Raw genomic sequence first — 16,339 nt, 5'->3', positions numbered from 1 at the left:
CCCGATATGAACGAGGTCGTGGGCAGCCACGACCTGCTGCTGATCACTCTCGACACGCTCCGCTACGACGTGGCGGCCGAGCTGGCGGCCGCCGGCCGGACGCCGCGGCTGGCGAGCCGTCTGCCCGGTGGGGTCTGGGACGAGCGGCATGCCCCCGGCAGCTTCACCTACGCCTCCCACCAGGCGATGTTCGCGGGCTTCCTGCCGACCCCGGCCGCCCCCGGACCGCACCGCCGGCTGTTCGCGGCCCGCTTCGCGGGCAGTGAGACCACCGCGGCGGGCACCTATGTCTTCGAGACCCCCGATCTGGTGTCGGGGCTCGCGGCGGCCGGGTACCGCACGGTGTGCATCGGCGGGGTCGGCTTCTTCAACAAGCGGGGTCCGCTGGGCTCGGTGCTGCCCGGCTACTTCCAGGAGAGCCACTGGGAGCCGGAGTTCGGCGTGCCGTCGCCCACCTCCTTCGAGGCCCAGATCGACCGCGCCGAGAAGGTGATCGCCGGTCTGGCCCCGGACCGGCGGCTGTTCCTCTTCGTCAACGTCTCGGCACTGCACCAGCCCAACTGGTTCCATCTGCCCGGCGCCACCCGCGAGGCGGGCGATTCGCGCGCCACCCACGCCGCCGCCCTGGAGTACGTGGACCGCCATGTCGACCGGCTCTTCACCGCCATGGGCGACCGCGCCCCCACCTTCGCGATCGTCTGCTCCGACCACGGCACCGCGTACGGCGACGACGGCTACACCGGCCACCGGCTCGGCCATGAGGTCGTCTGGACCGTGCCGTACACCCACTTCTTTCTCGAGGCCCGATGAACATCAGCACGCTCGGTTCCACCGTCCGCCCCTACCAGTCGTACGTCTACGCCTATCCGCACAAAACCGCCTACCGGCCGCTCGCGGACCGTCCCGCGCTGCGCGAGCTGTGGGCGGCCGAGCCGAAGGACGCGCTGTCGCTGTATCTGCACATCCCCTTCTGCGAGGTGCGCTGCGGCTTCTGCAATCTCTTCACCCGGATCGGGGCGCCCGAGGGGCTGGTGACCGCCTATCTGGACGCGCTGGAGCGGCAGGCGGGGGCGGTGCGCGAGGCGCTCGGTGAGCGGGCCCGGTTCGCCACCGCGGCGTTCGGCGGCGGCACCCCCACGTTCCTGGAGGCGGCCGAGCTGGAGCGGCTGTGCGACATCGCCGAGAAGGGCATGGGCGCGGATCTGGCGGCCGTGCCGCTCTCGGTCGAGGCGTCCCCGGCCACCGCCACGGCCGACCGGCTCGCGGTGCTGGCCGGGCGCGGCACCACCCGGCTGAGCCTGGGCGTGCAGAGCTTCGTCGACGCGGAGGCGCGCTCGGCGGTGCGCCCGCAGCGCCGGGCCGATGTGGAGGCGGCGCTGGCCCGGGTCCGGGAGGCGGGCATCCCGGTGCTCAACATCGACCTGATCTACGGTATCGACGGGCAGACCGAGGACAGTTGGCGCCGGTCCCTGGACGCCGCCCTGGCCTGGCGTCCCGAGGAGCTGTATCTCTACCCTCTCTATGTCCGCCCGCTGACCGGGCTCGGCCGTAAGGAGGCCAGAGAGCCAGAGGCGGAGGCAGTGGCGGAGGCAGTGGCGGAGGCGGAGTGGGACGCGGAGTGGGACGAGCGGCGGCTGCGGCTGTACCGCTCGGGCCGTGACCATCTGCTCGGCCACGGCTATGAGCAGGTCTCGATGCGGATGTTCCGCCGCGCCGACGTGCCCGCGACCGGGGCCGAGGACTACGCCTGCCAGACGGACGGCATGGTGGGCCTGGGCTGCGGCGCCCGCTCCTACACCTCCGAACTGCACTACTCCTTCGACTACGCGGTGGACATGCGGGAGATCCGCGGCATCATCGACGACTATGTCTCCCGGCCCGCCGCCGACTTCGCCCGCGCCGAGCACGGCCGGTGGATGACGGGCGACGAGGCCCGCCGGCGCCATCTGCTGCAGTCCGTCCTCCAGGCCGAGGGGATGGAGCAGGCGGGATACCGGGCCCGGTTCGGCACCGATCCGGCCCAGGACTTCGCCGCCGAGCTGGACCGGTTCTCGGCGCGCGGCTGGCTGGATACGGACGCGGCTCCCGAACGGCTGCGGCTGTCCCCCGAGGGTCTCGCGCACTCCGACGCGCTCGGCCCCGAGCTGTTCTCGCCCGCCGTGCGCGCCGCCATGGCCGCGTACGAGCTGAAGTGAGGGAGGCAGGCATGGACTTGACCCTGCTGTACCGGGGCCCGCTCGCCTCGTGCGACTACGACTGCCCGTACTGCCCGTTCGCCAAGCGCCGGGACAGCCCGGAGCGGCTGCGCGCCGACCGCGCCGCGCTGGAGCGGTTCACGGCCTGGGCGGCGGCGCAGACCGGCGACCGGCTGTCGGTGCTGTTCACCCCGTGGGGCGAGGGGCTGGTGCGCTCCTGGTACCGCCGTGCGCTCATCGAGCTCAGCCATCTGCCCCATGTGCGACGCGTCGCCATCCAGACCAATCTGAGCTGCCGGACCGGCTGGACGGCCGAGGCCGACCCCGCCACCCTCGCCCTGTGGTGCACCTACCACCCGGACCAGACGCCGTACGACCGGTTCCTGGCCAAGTGCCGGGAGCTGGCCGCGCGCGGGGTGCGCCACAGCGTCGGCATCGTGGGGCTGCCCGCCCACCTCGACCGGGCCCGCCGGCTGCGCGCCGACCTGCCCGACCAGGTGTACCTGTGGGTGAACGCGGCGGAGGGCCACACCTACACGGACGCCGAGGCGGCCGAGTGGACCGCGCTGGACCCGCTCTTCGGATACAGCCGCCATCCGCACCGAAGCGCCGGTCTGCCATGCCGGACCGGCGCCTCGGTGATCTCGGTGGACGGCGACGGCACGGTGCGCCGCTGCCATTTCGTCCCCGCCGAACTGGGCAATCTCTACGACGGGTCGTACCGCGCGGCGCTACGGCCCCGCCGGTGTCCGCTGGCCGTCTGCGACTGCCATATCGGCTATGTGCACCTGGAGTCGCTTCCGCTGTACGACGTGTTCGCGGGCGGTGTGCTGGAACGCATCCCGGCGCCGCCCCCGCCGGTCGGTTCGTGGTCGGTCGGTCATCCTGTCGGTCACACTGCTTCCCCCTCGATCCCCCTGGTCACGATGAGCGCCACAGAACGGGACGTCACGCGGGACGTCACACCGGACGTCATAGGAACAGAAAGTCCGCTTCCCCGGCCTTCGCCCCCTGGATGAAGCGTTTCATTTCCAGATGGGTGTAGATCAGGGCCGGTCCGTCCGGATCGGTCGACTGGCGCAGCGCCACCCGGCCGTCCTTCAGTCTCATCGCCTCGACGCAGCTTCCCCCATTGCCACCGCTCCATGGCTTGTGCCAGCCCTCGCTGCCGAGTTCCCTGGCCGGCATGCCGCTGTAGACGCGGTTCCCGCATATGCGATCCATCGTTCAGATCTCCTTGCGAATGCGACCCAGAATCGCCTGAGTCGTCTGTGCAGGCGCGGCCTGCGCGCACATCCGGTCCAGGGCCTCCAGGAACGCCGATACATCATCGCGCTGGTCGAAGTAGGAGCCGCTGACGAGCGTCTCCGTATACGCGATATCGGGCAGCTCCGGGATCGGGAACCGGAAGATATGGAAGGGACCGTACATCGCCGGGTGCGGGCCGGCGTCGAACGGCATGATCTGCAGCCGGATATGAGGCGCCTCCGCCTCCTCGATCAGGCGTGAGATCTGGGCACGCATGGTCTCGGTGCCGCCGATGGGGCGGCGCACCACCGTCTCGTCCATGACCACCCACAGCATCGGCGGATTGTCCCGGGTGAGCAGGGCCTGGCGTTCCATCCGGAGTGCGACGTTGCGCTCGATCTCCGTCTCGGGTGCGTGGGGCATGCCCGCGCGGAGCACGGCGCGGGCGTAGTCCTCGGTCTGGAGCAGCCCGGGGATGTAGTGCGGCTCGTAGGCCCGGATCAGATTGGCCTCCACCTCCAGGCTGACGAAGGTGTTGAACCACTCCGGCAGGACGTCGCGGAACCGGTGCCACCAGCCCGCCTTGTTGGCCTCGCGCGCGAGCGCGAGGAACCCCTCGACCTCCTCCGGGTCGGTGACGCCGTACGTCCGCAGCAGCTTCTCGACATACGGAAGCTTCAGGCCGACCTCGGCCTTCTCCATCCGGCGGATCGTGGCATGGGTGACGTCCAGGGCGCGCCCGGCTTGTTCGAACGACAGCCCGGCCTTCTCCCGAAGGTCCTGGAGCCGCTTGCCGAGCACGACTCGCAGGACGGTCGGGGCTCCGCCCGCCCGCGCATCCGCCACTATCGTCCCCCTCCAAGTACCTTCACGACACAGCAGTCTGGCATGGGCTCAGCAATCCGAACAGCCTGCGCTTCCGATTCTGTAATTTACAGATTGAACCTTGCCAGACGCGATCGTGACAGAGCATAGTGTCGGCGTGGCTCCTTCCTATGAGGCTCTCCGGTTAGGGCGCGGCGGCACCGTGGTCGCTCCGCCCCGCCACGACGTGTTCCGTCTCCCGGCGCTGAGCACGTCCGTGGCCGAGGCGAGAAGGCATGTCGTCTGGCGGCTGCGCTCATGGGGCATCGACGAGGACACCCGGGACAGTGCCGAGCTGATCGTCTCCGAGCTGTTCACCAACGCGGTGCGCCACACCTCCAGCGAGGAGGTTCGCTGTTCGCTCCAGCTCATAGGGACCCGGCTGCGGCTCGAGGTGGCCGACCAGGGCTGCGCCCGCACGGTGCCGGAGGCCCGGTCGGTGAGCGCGGACCAAGAGGGCGGCCGGGGGCTGATGCTGGTGGAAGCCCTCTCGGAGGCATGGGGGGTCAGGCCGAACCAGGGGAACGCGGGCCGCGCCGTCTGGGCCTATCTGGCGGTCTGAGGCACGGCGCGGGGGGACGACGGGTTCGGAACGAGCGGTGCCGAGGGAATAGGGGCAGCGACAGCGCACGGGGCGGACGCCTCGGGGCGCCAACGGGGGTCTGCCCCTATTCCTCCGGGACCGCTTCGGGTCACCGGACGGTCACGGCCGCAGCGGCAGCAGATCCGGCCGCTTGGGCTCCACATGGTCGCCCGACGACTCTCCGCGCAGCCGCCGGCCGATCCACGGCACCAGATATTCGCGCGCCCAGTGGATGTTGTCCCGGCGCACCTCGGCGGCGCTGCGCTGGCCCTCCGGCGGCCAGGGCTGATCGGGGTCGGCGGGGACGTCGAGCCCGAGCACCTGACCGGCCCTCAGCGCGACCCGGGTATGACCGTCCGGCGACAGATGCAGCCGGTCGGCGTCCCAGGCCCGGCGGTCCTGCACCGAGCGCAGCGACCACAGGTCGAGCACCGGGCAGCCGTGCCGGTCGGCTATCGCCCGGACGTGCGCCGTATACGTGGCGATCTTGCCCCGCAGATGGCGTAGTACCGGCACCCCTCTGGTGTCGAAGCCCGTACACAGCAGCACCGTGCCGACGTGGGCCTTGAGGCCGGCGACAGCCGCCTCATAGCGCTCGGCGACATCGTCGGGGTCGCTGCCGGGCCGCAGGATGTCATTGCCCCCCGCACAGAAGGTGACCAGATCCGGGCCGAGCTCGATCGCGCGCGGCACCTGCTCCGCCACGATCTGGTCAAGGAGTCGACCGCGTACGGCCAGATTGGCGTAGCGGAAATCGTGTTGAGGTCGTTGGTCGGACAGCAGGACCGCGAGCCGGTCGGCCCAGCCGACGAACACCCCATCGGGACCGGGGTCGCCGACGCCCTCGGTGAAGCTGTCGCCGACGGCTGCGTACGACCCGATGGAACCGTTGCTGAATCTCTCCTTATCGTCTGCCACGTCGGGACATCATTCACCCGAGGGCGTGACCTACGCCACCGTAACCAGGGCTTGACGTGGGGTGATGTATCCCACCCGGTCAGTTTCGGCGAAGGTGGAATACGGCGGCGTCCAGATCGCCGCTGAGCCCGGTGCGCAGCCCCCGGTGGCAGAGCACCGCCCCCCCCGGTGCACCTGCCCGGTCGCCAGATCCCGGTAGGTGGCCGCCGGGTCGAGCCCGCGCAGCCGCAGCGGGGGCTGCGGCTGGCCGTAGTGCTGCGCCTGGAGCCAGGCCAGCACCACGGTCTCCGCGCCGCGTACGTACTGCACCACGCTGAGCCCGTCGCCGTCCGGCGGCCGCAGCCGGTACAGCTCACCGTGCCGGACGACCGGGCGCACCCGCTTGTAGAGCGCCACCCAGTCGCGGGCCTCGGCCGGCTCCGCCGCGCTCCAGCGGGTCAGGTCGCCGCCGACGCCCAGCACTCCGGCCATCGCGCTGACGAAGCGGAAGCGCAGCGAGCTGACGCGTGCGTTGCCCATGGCGTTGGGGCTGTCGGTGACCCAGGCGGCCATCACCCGGGCCGGGTGGAGCTGGCTGAAGCCGTGCTGGATGGCCAGCCGGTGCAGCGGATCGGTGTTGTCCGAGGTCCACACCTGGTCGTGCCCTGGGCCTGTACGGACAGGGCGGGGCGGGCGAAGCGCGGGCCGCCCTCCACGGGGTACTCCTCGCGCCCGTCCAGCGGGGATTCGAACCCCCGCTCCGGCGGCTCCGGCTCGGCGGCCAGGGCCTCGGCGTCCGCGACCGCGATTCTCGGGCCCCAGTGGAGATGGATCAGCTCATCACGGTCGGTCAGGTGCAGGGCGTAGCCGCTGTGCCGCCCCGAGAGCACCCAGAGCCGACCGCCGCCACCGGTTTCGATCATCGCGTTCCCCACCCATCGCCACAGGTCCGCACAGGTCCGCACAGTCTGCGCAGGTCTCTTCGGGTCTCTACAGCTCTCTGCACGTCTCCACAGGTCTCCACAGGAAGGATCGGAGAGTGCGGGCGGCGCGGCAATACGCCCCCGCGCCTTCCACGGGACCGGTTGCCTGTTGCACCCATGTCGTAGGGTCGGCTCCAGCCGCCTTGTCGACGAGCCGCGTCGGCGGCCGATGGTGAAGGAGAGCCCGTGACGCAGCAGTCGCAGTCGCCGCAGGTCCCCCAGGCCGAACCCCAGCTGGTGGGGGTGCGCAACTTCCGTGATCTCGGTGGACTGCCGGCTGCCGACGGCCGCCGGGTACGCCCCGGTGTGCTGTTCCGCAGCGGCCATCTCGCCCATGCCACCGAGGCCGACACGGCCTTCCTCGACTCGCTCGGGCTGCACACCGTCTTCGACTTCCGCAACGCCGCCGACATCAAGCTGGAGGGCCCGGACGTCACGCTCAGCGGGGTCCGGAACGTCAATCTGCCGCTGTCCGACCCGGCTGACGGCGCCGGGTTCTGGACGATGGTGCGCGAGGGCGATCTGGACACCCTGCGCAAGCTGCTCGCCGAGGGGCGGGCCGAGAAGCGCATGACCGCCTCCTACCGCGCCATCATCACCACCCGGATCGTCGAGCACGGCCGCGTCCTCGGTGACCTGGCCGAGGACAGCTCACCGGCGCTGATGCACTGTTCGGCCGGCAAGGACCGGGCAGGGCTGTCCATCGCGGTGACCCTGCTGGCCCTCGGTGTCGACCGGGAGGCCATCGAGGCCGACTACCTCGCGTCGGCCGCCGCCCACCGGCGGTACAAGATCTGGCGCAAGGGCGATCCGAAGGACGGCTCCGACCCCATGTCCCCCGAGGTCATGGCGCTGTTGCTGCCGCTCTTCGACGCACGCGCCGAATATCTGGCGGCGGCCTTCGCGACCATCGAGGAGACCTGGGGCGGCACCGAGCGCTATCTCTCCGAGGGGCTCGGGCTCACCCCCGAGCGGCGCGAACGGCTCCGGGAGCGGCTGCTCACCGGCTGACCCGCTCTCCCGGACCGGGGGCGGGAGGACTGCTCACCACATGGTCTCGGACCCGGCCTCCGGTTCGGTGACCCAGCCCGCCGTCAGCACCAGGCCGGTGGCCCGGTGCACGGCCAGGAAGCCGAACGGCCGGTCGTACCGCACCACGATCACCCGCGCCGTCCGCTGCGGCGGCGCCGAACCGACCCCCATGGAGAACGCGGTCACCGCCGCCGCCCAGAAGCCCTCGGCGCTGAACGAGGCGGTCATGGACTGCTCTCCGGCGGACAGCGCCAGCGGCACGGGGCTGATCCCGGGGAAGTGGCCGCGGGAGTCGTCCTGGGCGGTGCGCAGCCCGAACAGCTCGTCGTGGCGCAGCAGATCGTGCCGGGCCCGCACGGTGAACTGCGGGGTGGTGAGCGTGACCCGAGGGGTGGGGTCCCAGCTCGGGACGTCCATGACCTGGACGCCGGGGCCCGCCGCGCCCAGCGGCAGCGCCGAGCCGGGCCAGCCCGCGTACTGCCCGGCCAGCGCGCCGGTCCCGGCCTCCAGCACCGCGCCGCCCGGCACGCCCTCGGCGCCCAGGACCAGATGGACGTCCAGTCCGTTGTCGCCCGCGATCCCGGACAGGGTGAGCGGACCGGCCGGGGTGTCGGGGACGACCCGCAGCACCCCGTCCAGGTCCTCCATGGTGCGGGAGAGCCCGGCCAGCGAACGGCCCTGCCACGGGCCGCTCTCCGGCTTCAGCCACGCCGGCCGGAACGGCTGCCGCCAGGCCGTCCGCACCGTGAGCGCGCCGGCCAGCACCAGCTGGGTGCCGGTGTCGAGCGCCATCGGCAGCTCGGGGATCGCGCCCCGGGTGCGCTGGGACGCCCAGGCGTCCAGCGCCTTGCGGTCGCGCTCGCTGTCCCCGGTCAGGGCGGAGCGGACGCCGGGCGGCAGCGTGGCCTCCCACTCGGGCCGGATCGGCAGGTCCTGACGGGTCCACAGCCCGGTGGCCGCGTCGACTCCGGCCATGGCGGCCATCGCCCCGAGCGCCGCGCCGCCGAGCGCCCCGGCCGCGTCCGCGCCGACGCCCAGCGCGCCCTCCAGCTCCCGGCGGGCCGGGCCGTCGGCCCCGCCGGCGAGCAGGGCGAGCAGCGGCCAGACGCCAGCGGCGGTGAAGACCGTGCCGCCGTCGGTGGCGGTGGCCCGCGCCCACCTCGCCGTCATCGCGTTGACGGCCCGTACGGTGGTCGCGTCGATCATGCCGGTCCCCCATCGGTCAGCGGTGGGCCACCGCCTGTTTGACAAGAGTCCGGCCGAACTCCCACATCAGGCCGCCGCCCCCGTGCGCGTCGTCCATGACCGCTGTGAACGCCTCGACGAAACGGTCCACTTCCCGCTCGCCGATGATCAGCGGCGGGATCAGCTTAATGACCTCCAGATGGTCGCCGGAGACCTGGGTGAGGATGCGGTGGCGCTGGAGCAGCGGGACGACGACCATCTGCGCGAACAGCCCCTTGCGCGCCCGTTGCAGCATCGCCCAGCGGCTGCGCAGCCCCAGCGAGCTGGGCCTGCCGAACTCGATGCCGATCATCAGTCCCCGGCCGCGGACGTCGTGCAGCAGTTCGTAGCGGTCCACGAGCGCGGCCAGGCGCGTGCGCAGCAGCTCACCGGTGCGGCGGGCGTTCGCCACGATCTGTTCGTCCTCCATGACGGCGAGGACGGCGAGTCCGGCCGCCATGGCCTGGGCGTTGGAGCCGAAGCTGGCCGAGTGGACCAGCACCCGGTCCATCGACGAATAGACCCGTCTGAAGATCCAGTCCTTGCCGAGGGTCGCGCCGACCGGCACATAGCCGCCGGAGAGGGCCTTGGCCACGCACACCAGATCCGGTTCGACGCCGTCCTCGTGGCTGTAGGCGAAGAAGTCCCCGGTGCGGCCGAGGCCGGTCTGTACCTCGTCCGCGATGAGCAGGGCCTTGTGGCGGTGGAGCAGTTCCTGCGCGGCGCGCAGGAAGCCGGGCGGGCTCTCGTGCACCCCCTTGCCCTGGATGGGTTCCACCACGAACGCCGCCACGTCCCCGCGCGCCAGCTCCCGCTCCAGCGCCGCCAGATCGCCCATCGCGATCGCGGTGTCGGGCAGCAGCGGGGCGAATCCGTCCCGGAAGCCGTCCTCGCCGTTGACCGACAGCGAGCCGGTGGTCAGCCCGTGGAAGGCGTGTGCGCAGTACAGGATGCGCGGCTTCCGGGTGGCGTAGCGGGCGAACTTCAGGGCCGTCTCGACGGCCTCGGTGCCGCTGTTGCCGAAGAAGACCCGGTCCAGATGCGGGGCGTGGGCCAGCAGCCGCTCGGCGAGCAGACCGGGCAGCGGCTGGCAGTCGAAGCGGGTCAGATCGGCCAGGTCGGCGTCCAGGACGTCGTGCAGCGCCTTGCGGACCACGGGGTGGTGGCGGCCCAGGCCCATCACCCCGAAGCCGGCGAGCATATCGAGGTAGTCCTGGCCCTGGTCGTCCCAGAAGTACGCGCCCTCGGCCCGTTCGTAGACCTTGTCGAAGCCGATGGTGTGCAGCATCCGGGGCAGTTGGTGGTTGAGGTGCCGGCTGTGCAGGTCGTACCGCTCCGACCCACGCTCGGCCAGGAGCTTTCCGAGGTCGAAGTCCGAACGCCGCTGCTGAACTGCTGTCATCCCTGGCTCTCCTTGGCGGCGGCGGTACGGGGCCCGGTGAGGGTACCGGTCCCGGCGGCGGTACGGGTCAGGGCCGCGGTACGGGTCAGGGCCGACCCGATCCGGCCCGCGATCTCGGCGGGGGTGAGCCCGATGTCGGCGAGCACCTCGCCGCGTTTGGCGTGGGCCAGGAACGCCTCGGGGATGCCGAACGTACGCACCGGCAGATCCACCTCGGCGTCCCGCAGCGTCTGGGCGACCGCCGCGCCCACCCCGCCGGTGCGCACATTGTCCTCCACGACCGCCACCAGCCGGTGGCGGGCCGCGAGTCCGGGCAGCTCGGGGTCGACGGGCTTGACCCAGCGCGGATCGACGACCGTGCAGCCGATACCGCGCTCGGCCAGCAGTTCGGCGGCGCGCAGCGCGACGGTGGCCATGACCCCGGCCGCGACGAGGAGCACATCCTCGCCCTCGCGCAGGACGTCCATCCCGCCGACGCGGCCGATCGCCGGAATCGGCTGCCCCACCGACTCCTTGGGGAAGCGGATGACGGTCGGCGCGTCGGCCACCTCGATCGCCTCGCGCAGCTGGGCGCGCAGCTGGTCGGCGTCGCGCGGGGCGGCGATCCGCAGCCCCGGCACCACCTGAAGGACGGACATGTCCCACATGCCGTTGTGGCTCGGCCCGTCGGTGCCGGTGACACCGGCCCGGTCCAGGACGAACGTCACCCCGCACTGGTGCAGGGCCACGTCCATCAGGAGCTGGTCGAAGGCGCGGTTGAGGAAGGTGGCGTAGACGGCGAGGACCGGGTGGAGTCCGCCGGTGGCGAGCCCGGCCGCGGAGACCGCCGCGTGCTGCTCGGCGATGCCCACGTCCCACACCCGCTCCGGATACGCCTCGGCGAAACCGGCCAGGCCCACGGGGTGCAGCATCGCGGCGGTGAGGGCGACCACATCGGGCCGCTCGGCGCCGATCCGCACCATCTCCTCGCCGAACACCGAGGTCCACGACCGGCCGCCGGAGGGGACCAGCGGCGCGCAGGTGAGCGGGTCCATCGCGGCGACGGTGTGGAAACGATCCGCCTCGTCCTCCAGCGCGGGCGGATAGCCCCGGCCCTTCTCGGTGAGGCAGTGGACGAGGACGGGGCCGTGGAACCGCTTGGCGCGGCGCAGGGCCGACTCGACGGCCGCGGTGTCATGGCCGTCGATGGGGCCGAGGTACTTCAGCCCCAGGTCCTCGAACATGCCCTGCGGGGCGAAGGCGTCCTTGAACCCCTTCTTGGCGCCGTGCAGCGATCCGTACAGCGGCTGGCCGACCACGGGGGTGCGCCGCAGCATCTCCTTGCCCCAGGCCAGGAAGCGCTCGTAGCCGTCGGTGGTCCGGAGGGTGGCGAGGTGGTTGGCGAGCCCGCCGATGGTCGGCGCGTAGGAGCGTTCGTTGTCGTTGACGACGATGATGAGCGGGCGGTCCCGGGCGGCGGCGATGTTGTTGAGCGCCTCCCAGGCCATTCCGCCGGTCAGCGCCCCGTCCCCGATGACGGCGACGACATGGTCGGTGGCGCCGCGCACCTCATTGGCCTTGGCCAGGCCGTCGGCCCAGCCCAGCACGGTGGAGGCGTGGCTGTTCTCGATGACGTCGTGCTCGGATTCGGCCCGTGACGGATAGCCGGACAGCCCGCCCTTGTGGCGGAGCTTGGAGAAGTCCTGGCGTCCGGTGAGCAGTTTGTGGACGTAGGACTGGTGCCCGGTGTCCCACAGGATGCGGTCGGCGGGTGAGTCGAAGACGCGGTGCAGGGCTATGGACAGCTCGACCACGCCGAGATTCGGTCCCAGATGGCCTCCGGTCCTGGCCACCGCGGTGATCAGGAACTCTCGGATCTCATCGGCGAGCGCCTCCAGCTCCTCGCCGGTCAGCGCCTTGAGGTCGTGCGGGCCCCGGATGTTCTCCAGCAACGGCATGCTCGGTTCCCCTCCTCGGTGCGCGAGCCCACGGCGACGTCCGGGGCCCGACGGGACCCCCCTCGTCCGCCGTGTGCCGCGCGGTGTTCGTCGTGCTCGGATCGGCGCGGCCGCGGCCACCGGAAGCAGCGGCCTGCCCGCGCACGGCGGGCAGGCCGGATGCGACCGGTGCCGCGGAACGCGGCACCTCACCCATGGCCTCCGGCGGCGGTCTCCCGGGCCGCGCGCAGCGACTCCTTGAGGGAGCCCATGGTCGCCAGGACCGCGGTGGGCTCGTAGCCGCAGTGGGCCATGCAGTTGTCGCAGCGGGGGTCCTTGCCTCGGCCGTACTTGTCCCAGTCGGTCTCCTCCACCAGCTGGCGGTAGGTCGGGACGTAGCCGTCGCTCATCAGGTAGCAGGGGCGCTGCCAGCCGAAGAGGGAGTAGTTGGGGATGCCCCACGCGGTGCACGGGAAGTCCGTCTTGCCCTCGAGGAAGTCGAGGAAGAGCGGGCTGTGGTTGAGCCGCCAACGGCGGCGGTTGCCACCGGCGAACGCCTTCCGGAACAGTTCGCGGGTCTGTGTGACGCCCAGGAAGTGCTCCTGGTCGGGCGCCTTCTCATAGGCGTAGGCGGGCGAGATCATCATCTCGTCCACCTTCAGTTCGTCGTTGAGGAAATCGAGTACGTCGATGACGGTCTGCGGGGTGTCGGTATTGAAGAAGGTGGAGTTGGTGGTGACCCGGAAGCCGCGCCGCTTGGCCTCCTTGATCGCCTCCACCGCCTCGTCGAACACCCCCTCCTTGGCCACCGACGCGTCATGCCGCTCCCGCAGTCCGTCGATGTGCACCGCGAAGGCGAAATACGGGGACGGGGTGAACAAATGCATCTTCTTCCGCAGCAGCATCGCGTTGGTGCAGAGGAAGACGTACTTCTTCCGCTCCACCAGCTGCCGTGTGATCTCGTCGATCTGCGGATGCATCAGGGGTTCGCCGCCCGCGATGGACACCATGGGCGCGCCCGACTCCAGCACCGCGCCCACCGCCTGGGCGACGGGCATGCGCTGTTTGAGCACCCCCGCCGGATGCTGGATCTTTCCGCAGCCCTCGCATTTGAGGTTGCAGGCGAACAGCGGCTCGAGCTCGACGATCAGCGGAAACTTGTCCCGCCGCTTGATCATTTTCTGTTCAAAGAGATACGTCGCGACCCGGATGGTCTGGCGGAGCGGCATGGCCATCTAGCTCACCTCCTGGGAGCAGCGAAGAACGGTACCAATGAAAGAAAGCCGGAAGAACAGTCCGTAGTACCCGGAAAGCCGATATTCCACCGCATAGTGTGCCGATACGGACGAGTTCGTGTTCGGGAGCGTCCACGACCACCCGTACGGCGGCAACCGGACGGACGCCGTGGGAAACCGCGGTGCGCAGGGTCGCGGCGGACTCCATGTCCACCGCGATGGCCCCGGTGCGGTGCAGCGCGGCCCGTTCCGCGCCGCGCACCACATGGTCGGATCCCACCACCGGACCGATGTGGACGGCCCGGCGGGGGGCGTCGTGGGACGGATGTGACAGCGCGTCGGCGAGGATCCGGATGCCGGTGCACGCGGTGCGGCCCGCCGGATCGCGGGTCTCGTCGGCGACGACGAGGTCCCCGGGGTGCATCCCGGGGGCCAGTCCGGCACAGAAGCCGGTGGCGATGACGGCGGTGCGCCGCCCCCCGGACGCACCGGCCCCGCCGGTCAGCGCCCGGGTCACGGCGCGCTCGGCCGACTGCGGCCCCATGCCCGTGCGCAGCACGGTCGCCCTCCCGGCACCGGGGCCGGCACCGGGACCGGCGCGGAGCCCCGCGCCGAGTCCGGCGCCGCGCAGGGCGAACCGCTCGATGCCGAGCGCACAGGCGATCAGCAACGGCCCGTCGCCGGGCTCCGGGGCCGGGTCGGCGGACATCAGCTGCTCCGCGGCCGCGCCCCGGTGGGCTCGCCGTGGACATACCGGCCGAGTGCCGTGACCGGGAAGACCTGCCGGTACAGGTGGTAGTTGATGGAGAAGTCCCAGGGGAAGCCGGTGCCGGTGAAGTACGGCTCGTCCCAGCCCCCGTCCGGCCGCTGGGTCTCGGCGAGCCAGGTGATCCCGCGCTCGACCGCCGTGCCGTCCCGCTCCCCCGCCGCCAGCAGCGCGAGCAGCGCCCACGCCGTCTGCGAGGCGGTGGAGGCGCCCCGGCCCATCCACTCGGGGTCGAGGTAGGAACGCTGGTCCTCGCCCCAGCCGCCGTCCTCGTTCTGCACGCTCTCCAGCCAGCGGACGGCCCGGCGGATCGCCGGATGGGAGGCGGGGACCCCGGCGGCGATCAGCGCGGGGACGACGGAGCCGGTGCCGTAGACGTAGTTGGTGCCCCAGCGGCCGAACCAGGCGCCGCCCGGCTCCTGCTCGGACAGCAGCCAGGCGATACCGCGCCGGGTGCGGGCGTCGTAGGTCCTGCCCTCGTGCGCCAGCATCTCCACGACGTGCGCGGTGACATCGGCCGACGGCGGATCGACGACCTCCCCGAAGTCGCAGAACGGCAGCTTGTTGGGGAGCGGGCTGGTGTTGTCGACGTCGAACGCGCCCCACGCCCCGTTCTTGGACTGCATGCCCAGGGTCCAGCGCATGGCGCGCCGCACGGCCGCCTCGACCCGCTCGGGTTCGGGGTGGTCGATCCGGCGCAGCGCCAGGACGACCTCGGCGGTGTCGTCGATGTCGGGGTAGTTGTCGTTGTGGAATTCGAACGCCCAGCCGCCGGAGGGCAGCGCGGGCCGCCGGACCGACCAGTCGCCGGGCCGGTCGATCTGCTCGGCCAGCATCCAGTCGGCGGCCTTGACCAGCGCCGGGTGGTCGGGGGCGAGACCGGCGTCGGCGAGCGCGATGGCGGCCAGGCAGGTGTCCCAGACCGGGGACTGGCAGGCTTCGATCATCCGGCTGCCGTCCGCGCGCCACACCGCGAACCGGTCGAGCGACTCCAGACCGGCGCGCAGCACGGGGTGGTCGAGGTCGTAGCCGAGCAGATGGAGGGCGATGACGGAGTAGACGGCGGGTGGCTGGATGCCGCCCCAGCAGCCGTCGTTCTCCTGCCGCTCCACGATCCAGCGGGCGCAGGAGCGCAGCGCGGCCCGGCGCAGCGGGCGGACGGCGACCTTGTGGTAGGCGTGCAGCGCCCGGTCCAGCCGCTGGAAGACGCCGTCCCAGGAGGCGAGGGGAGCCCGGGGGCGCGGCGGATTGGGCTTGCGGGGGTCGGTGTGGAGCTCGTCGAGCGGGAAGGGGGCCGGGCGCACGGGGCGTTTGGCCGAGACGATGGTCAGGGGCACGATGGTCTGCCGGGCCCAGCAGCCGAAGTCGTAGATGTTGAGCGGGAACCACTTCGGGAAGTAGATGATCTCCGGTGGCAGCTCGGGCAGGTCCTCCCAGCGCCACCAGCCGAAGAGGGCCAGCCAGATCCGGGTGAAGACCCTGCTGCTCGCGACGCCGCCCCGGGAGCGCACCCAGGCGGAGGCGGCGGCCATATGGGGGGCGTCGGGCTCGTCACCGGCGAGCCGCAGGGCGACATACGCCTCGATGGTGGTGGAGAGGTCGGGGGGACCTCCGTGGAAGGTGGCCCAGGTGCCGTCGGCGGCCTGCTGGGAGCGCAGGTAGCGGGCGGCGGCGGCGAGCGTGTCGGGGTCCTGGATACCGAGGAACTGCCGGAGCATCAGGTCTTCGGCGTCCATGGTGACGTTGGTCTCCAGGTCGCCCTTCCACCAGCCCCGCTCGTCCTGGCGGGACAGCAGGTGCTCCACCGCACGGGCCGTCGCCTCACGGGCGACGGTCAGCGTCTTGGACTCGGATGACTCGGAGGGTTGAACGGTCGGTGTCGCTGTCATGGCTTCCCCTCTGCAGTGTGTGCATCTGCCGTCTTTGGGGCTTCCGTCGGCCGGCACCCCGGCTGGGTGCCGGCCGGCGACTGCGAACTAGGTGGTGTTGATGGC

Annotated in this window: 15 protein-coding genes and 1 pseudogene; 5 read left to right on the top strand and 11 right to left on the bottom strand. The window is 71.6% G+C overall.

Features of this window, described 5'->3' with window-relative positions; genetic code table 11:
• Nucleotides 1-6 precede the first annotated feature (6 nt).
• The 3 genes from PS467_RS33120 to PS467_RS33110 are packed head-to-tail and all read left to right on the top strand — an operon-like array spanning nucleotide 7 to nucleotide 3,214.
• On the top strand, nucleotides 7-810 hold the full coding sequence (locus PS467_RS33120; protein ID WP_311040033.1) for an STM4013/SEN3800 family hydrolase: 804 nt from the start codon (nucleotides 7-9) through the stop codon (nucleotides 808-810).
• A complete protein-coding gene (locus PS467_RS33115) occupies nucleotides 807-2,195 on the top strand; it encodes an STM4012 family radical SAM protein (RefSeq protein WP_311038299.1) in 1,389 nt (462 codons plus the stop codon). Before PS467_RS33120 ends, PS467_RS33115 begins: the two co-directional genes overlap by 4 nt.
• 11 nt (nucleotides 2,196-2,206) lie before the next feature.
• Complete coding sequence (locus PS467_RS33110) at nucleotides 2,207-3,214, top strand: STM4011 family radical SAM protein (RefSeq protein WP_311038298.1); 1,008 nt, start codon at nucleotides 2,207-2,209, stop codon at nucleotides 3,212-3,214.
• Here PS467_RS33110 and PS467_RS33105 read toward each other — a convergent pair.
• Entirely contained in the window at nucleotides 3,168-3,419 is a 252-nt protein-coding gene (locus PS467_RS33105) for a DUF397 domain-containing protein (protein WP_268975359.1), read from the bottom strand. The two genes, PS467_RS33110 and PS467_RS33105, sit on opposite strands and share 47 nt — an antisense overlap.
• Nucleotides 3,420-3,422: 3 nt before the next feature.
• A complete protein-coding gene (locus tag PS467_RS33100) occupies nucleotides 3,423-4,289 on the bottom strand; it encodes a Sco1979 family transcriptional regulator (RefSeq protein ID WP_311038297.1) in 867 nt (288 codons plus the stop codon).
• Between the two features lie 136 nt (nucleotides 4,290-4,425).
• On the opposite strand from PS467_RS33100, the gene PS467_RS33095 reads away from it, so the two are divergent.
• A complete protein-coding gene (locus PS467_RS33095) occupies nucleotides 4,426-4,869 on the top strand; it encodes an ATP-binding protein (protein WP_311038296.1) in 444 nt (147 codons plus the stop codon).
• Between the two features lie 141 nt (nucleotides 4,870-5,010).
• Here the strand turns inward: PS467_RS33095 and PS467_RS33090 are convergent, their stop codons facing one another.
• The 3 genes and pseudogenes from PS467_RS33090 to PS467_RS33080 all read right to left on the bottom strand — a co-directional run bounded on the left by PS467_RS33090 (nucleotide 5,011) and on the right by PS467_RS33080 (nucleotide 6,710).
• Nucleotides 5,011-5,808 (bottom strand): SGNH/GDSL hydrolase family protein, encoded by a 798-nt coding sequence (locus PS467_RS33090; protein WP_268975356.1) that lies wholly within the window; start codon nucleotides 5,806-5,808, stop codon nucleotides 5,011-5,013.
• 79 nt (nucleotides 5,809-5,887) lie between these two features.
• Nucleotides 5,888-6,447, bottom strand: a pseudogene (locus tag PS467_RS33085) (GH36 C-terminal domain-containing protein); the annotation flags it as partial.
• Nucleotides 6,360-6,710: a hypothetical protein gene (locus PS467_RS33080; protein WP_311038295.1), complete on the bottom strand. Its 351-nt coding sequence runs from the start codon at nucleotides 6,708-6,710 to the stop codon at nucleotides 6,360-6,362. The pseudogene PS467_RS33085 and the gene PS467_RS33080, both read right to left, overlap by 88 nt.
• Before the next feature lie 246 nt (nucleotides 6,711-6,956).
• Between PS467_RS33080 and PS467_RS33075 the strand changes: the two genes are divergently transcribed.
• Nucleotides 6,957-7,781, top strand: a complete 825-nt coding sequence (locus tag PS467_RS33075; RefSeq protein WP_268975354.1) for a tyrosine-protein phosphatase — start codon at nucleotides 6,957-6,959, stop codon at nucleotides 7,779-7,781.
• Nucleotides 7,782-7,814: 33 nt separating this feature from the next.
• Here PS467_RS33075 and PS467_RS33070 read toward each other — a convergent pair whose 3' ends face one another.
• The 6 genes from PS467_RS33070 to shc form a co-directional block, all read right to left on the bottom strand.
• Nucleotides 7,815-9,008 (bottom strand): serpin family protein, encoded by a 1,194-nt coding sequence (locus tag PS467_RS33070; protein WP_311038294.1) that lies wholly within the window; start codon nucleotides 9,006-9,008, stop codon nucleotides 7,815-7,817.
• A 16-nt stretch (nucleotides 9,009-9,024) separates the two neighbouring features.
• The gene (locus PS467_RS33065; RefSeq protein WP_311038293.1) at nucleotides 9,025-10,428 is read right to left on the bottom strand and encodes an aspartate aminotransferase family protein; all 1,404 of its coding nucleotides are present in this window, start codon (nucleotides 10,426-10,428) and stop codon (nucleotides 9,025-9,027) included.
• Nucleotides 10,425-12,365, bottom strand: a complete 1,941-nt coding sequence (gene dxs, locus PS467_RS33060) for a 1-deoxy-D-xylulose-5-phosphate synthase (RefSeq protein ID WP_311038292.1) — start codon at nucleotides 12,363-12,365, stop codon at nucleotides 10,425-10,427. Before dxs ends, PS467_RS33065 begins: the two co-directional genes overlap by 4 nt.
• 188 nt (nucleotides 12,366-12,553) lie before the next feature.
• Complete coding sequence (hpnH, locus tag PS467_RS33055) at nucleotides 12,554-13,579, bottom strand: adenosyl-hopene transferase HpnH (RefSeq protein ID WP_268975350.1); 1,026 nt, start codon at nucleotides 13,577-13,579, stop codon at nucleotides 12,554-12,556.
• A complete protein-coding gene (locus tag PS467_RS33050; RefSeq protein ID WP_311038291.1) occupies nucleotides 13,530-14,288 on the bottom strand; it encodes a phosphorylase family protein in 759 nt (252 codons plus the stop codon). Before PS467_RS33050 ends, hpnH begins: the two co-directional genes overlap by 50 nt.
• Nucleotides 14,288-16,234, bottom strand: coding sequence for a squalene--hopene cyclase (gene shc, locus PS467_RS33045; RefSeq protein WP_268975348.1), 1,947 nt, complete (start codon nucleotides 16,232-16,234; stop codon nucleotides 14,288-14,290). Before shc ends, PS467_RS33050 begins: the two co-directional genes overlap by 1 nt.
• Nucleotides 16,235-16,339 lie beyond the last annotated feature (105 nt).

The organism is Streptomyces luomodiensis (assembly GCF_031679605.1).
Lineage (GTDB): Bacteria > Actinomycetota > Actinomycetes > Streptomycetales > Streptomycetaceae > Streptomyces > Streptomyces luomodiensis.
Note: the sequence above shows the minus strand (reverse complement) of the source record. Positions and strands in the feature narration are given on the sequence as shown.

Bases quoted from the DNA above. Each gene is read 5' to 3' on its own strand.
- PS467_RS33070 (WP_311038294.1), bottom strand. From the start codon at position 9,008: ATGATCGACGCGACCACCGTACGGGCCGTCAACGCGATGACGGCGAGG.
- hpnH (WP_268975350.1), bottom strand. From the start codon at position 13,579: ATGGCCATGCCGCTCCGCCAGACCATCCGGGTCGCGACGTATCTCTTT.
- PS467_RS33115 (WP_311038299.1), top strand. From the start codon at position 807: ATGAACATCAGCACGCTCGGTTCCACCGTCCGCCCCTACCAGTCGTAC.
- PS467_RS33080 (WP_311038295.1), bottom strand. From the start codon at position 6,710: ATGATCGAAACCGGTGGCGGCGGTCGGCTCTGGGTGCTCTCGGGGCGG.
- dxs (WP_311038292.1), bottom strand. From the start codon at position 12,365: ATGCCGTTGCTGGAGAACATCCGGGGCCCGCACGACCTCAAGGCGCTG.
- PS467_RS33105 (WP_268975359.1), bottom strand. From the start codon at position 3,419: ATGGATCGCATATGCGGGAACCGCGTCTACAGCGGCATGCCGGCCAGG.
- shc (WP_268975348.1), bottom strand. From the start codon at position 16,234: ATGACAGCGACACCGACCGTTCAACCCTCCGAGTCATCCGAGTCCAAG.
- PS467_RS33120 (WP_311040033.1), top strand. From the start codon at position 7: ATGAACGAGGTCGTGGGCAGCCACGACCTGCTGCTGATCACTCTCGAC.
- PS467_RS33065 (WP_311038293.1), bottom strand. From the start codon at position 10,428: ATGACAGCAGTTCAGCAGCGGCGTTCGGACTTCGACCTCGGAAAGCTC.
- PS467_RS33050 (WP_311038291.1), bottom strand. From the start codon at position 14,288: ATGTCCGCCGACCCGGCCCCGGAGCCCGGCGACGGGCCGTTGCTGATC.
- PS467_RS33110 (WP_311038298.1), top strand. From the start codon at position 2,207: ATGGACTTGACCCTGCTGTACCGGGGCCCGCTCGCCTCGTGCGACTAC.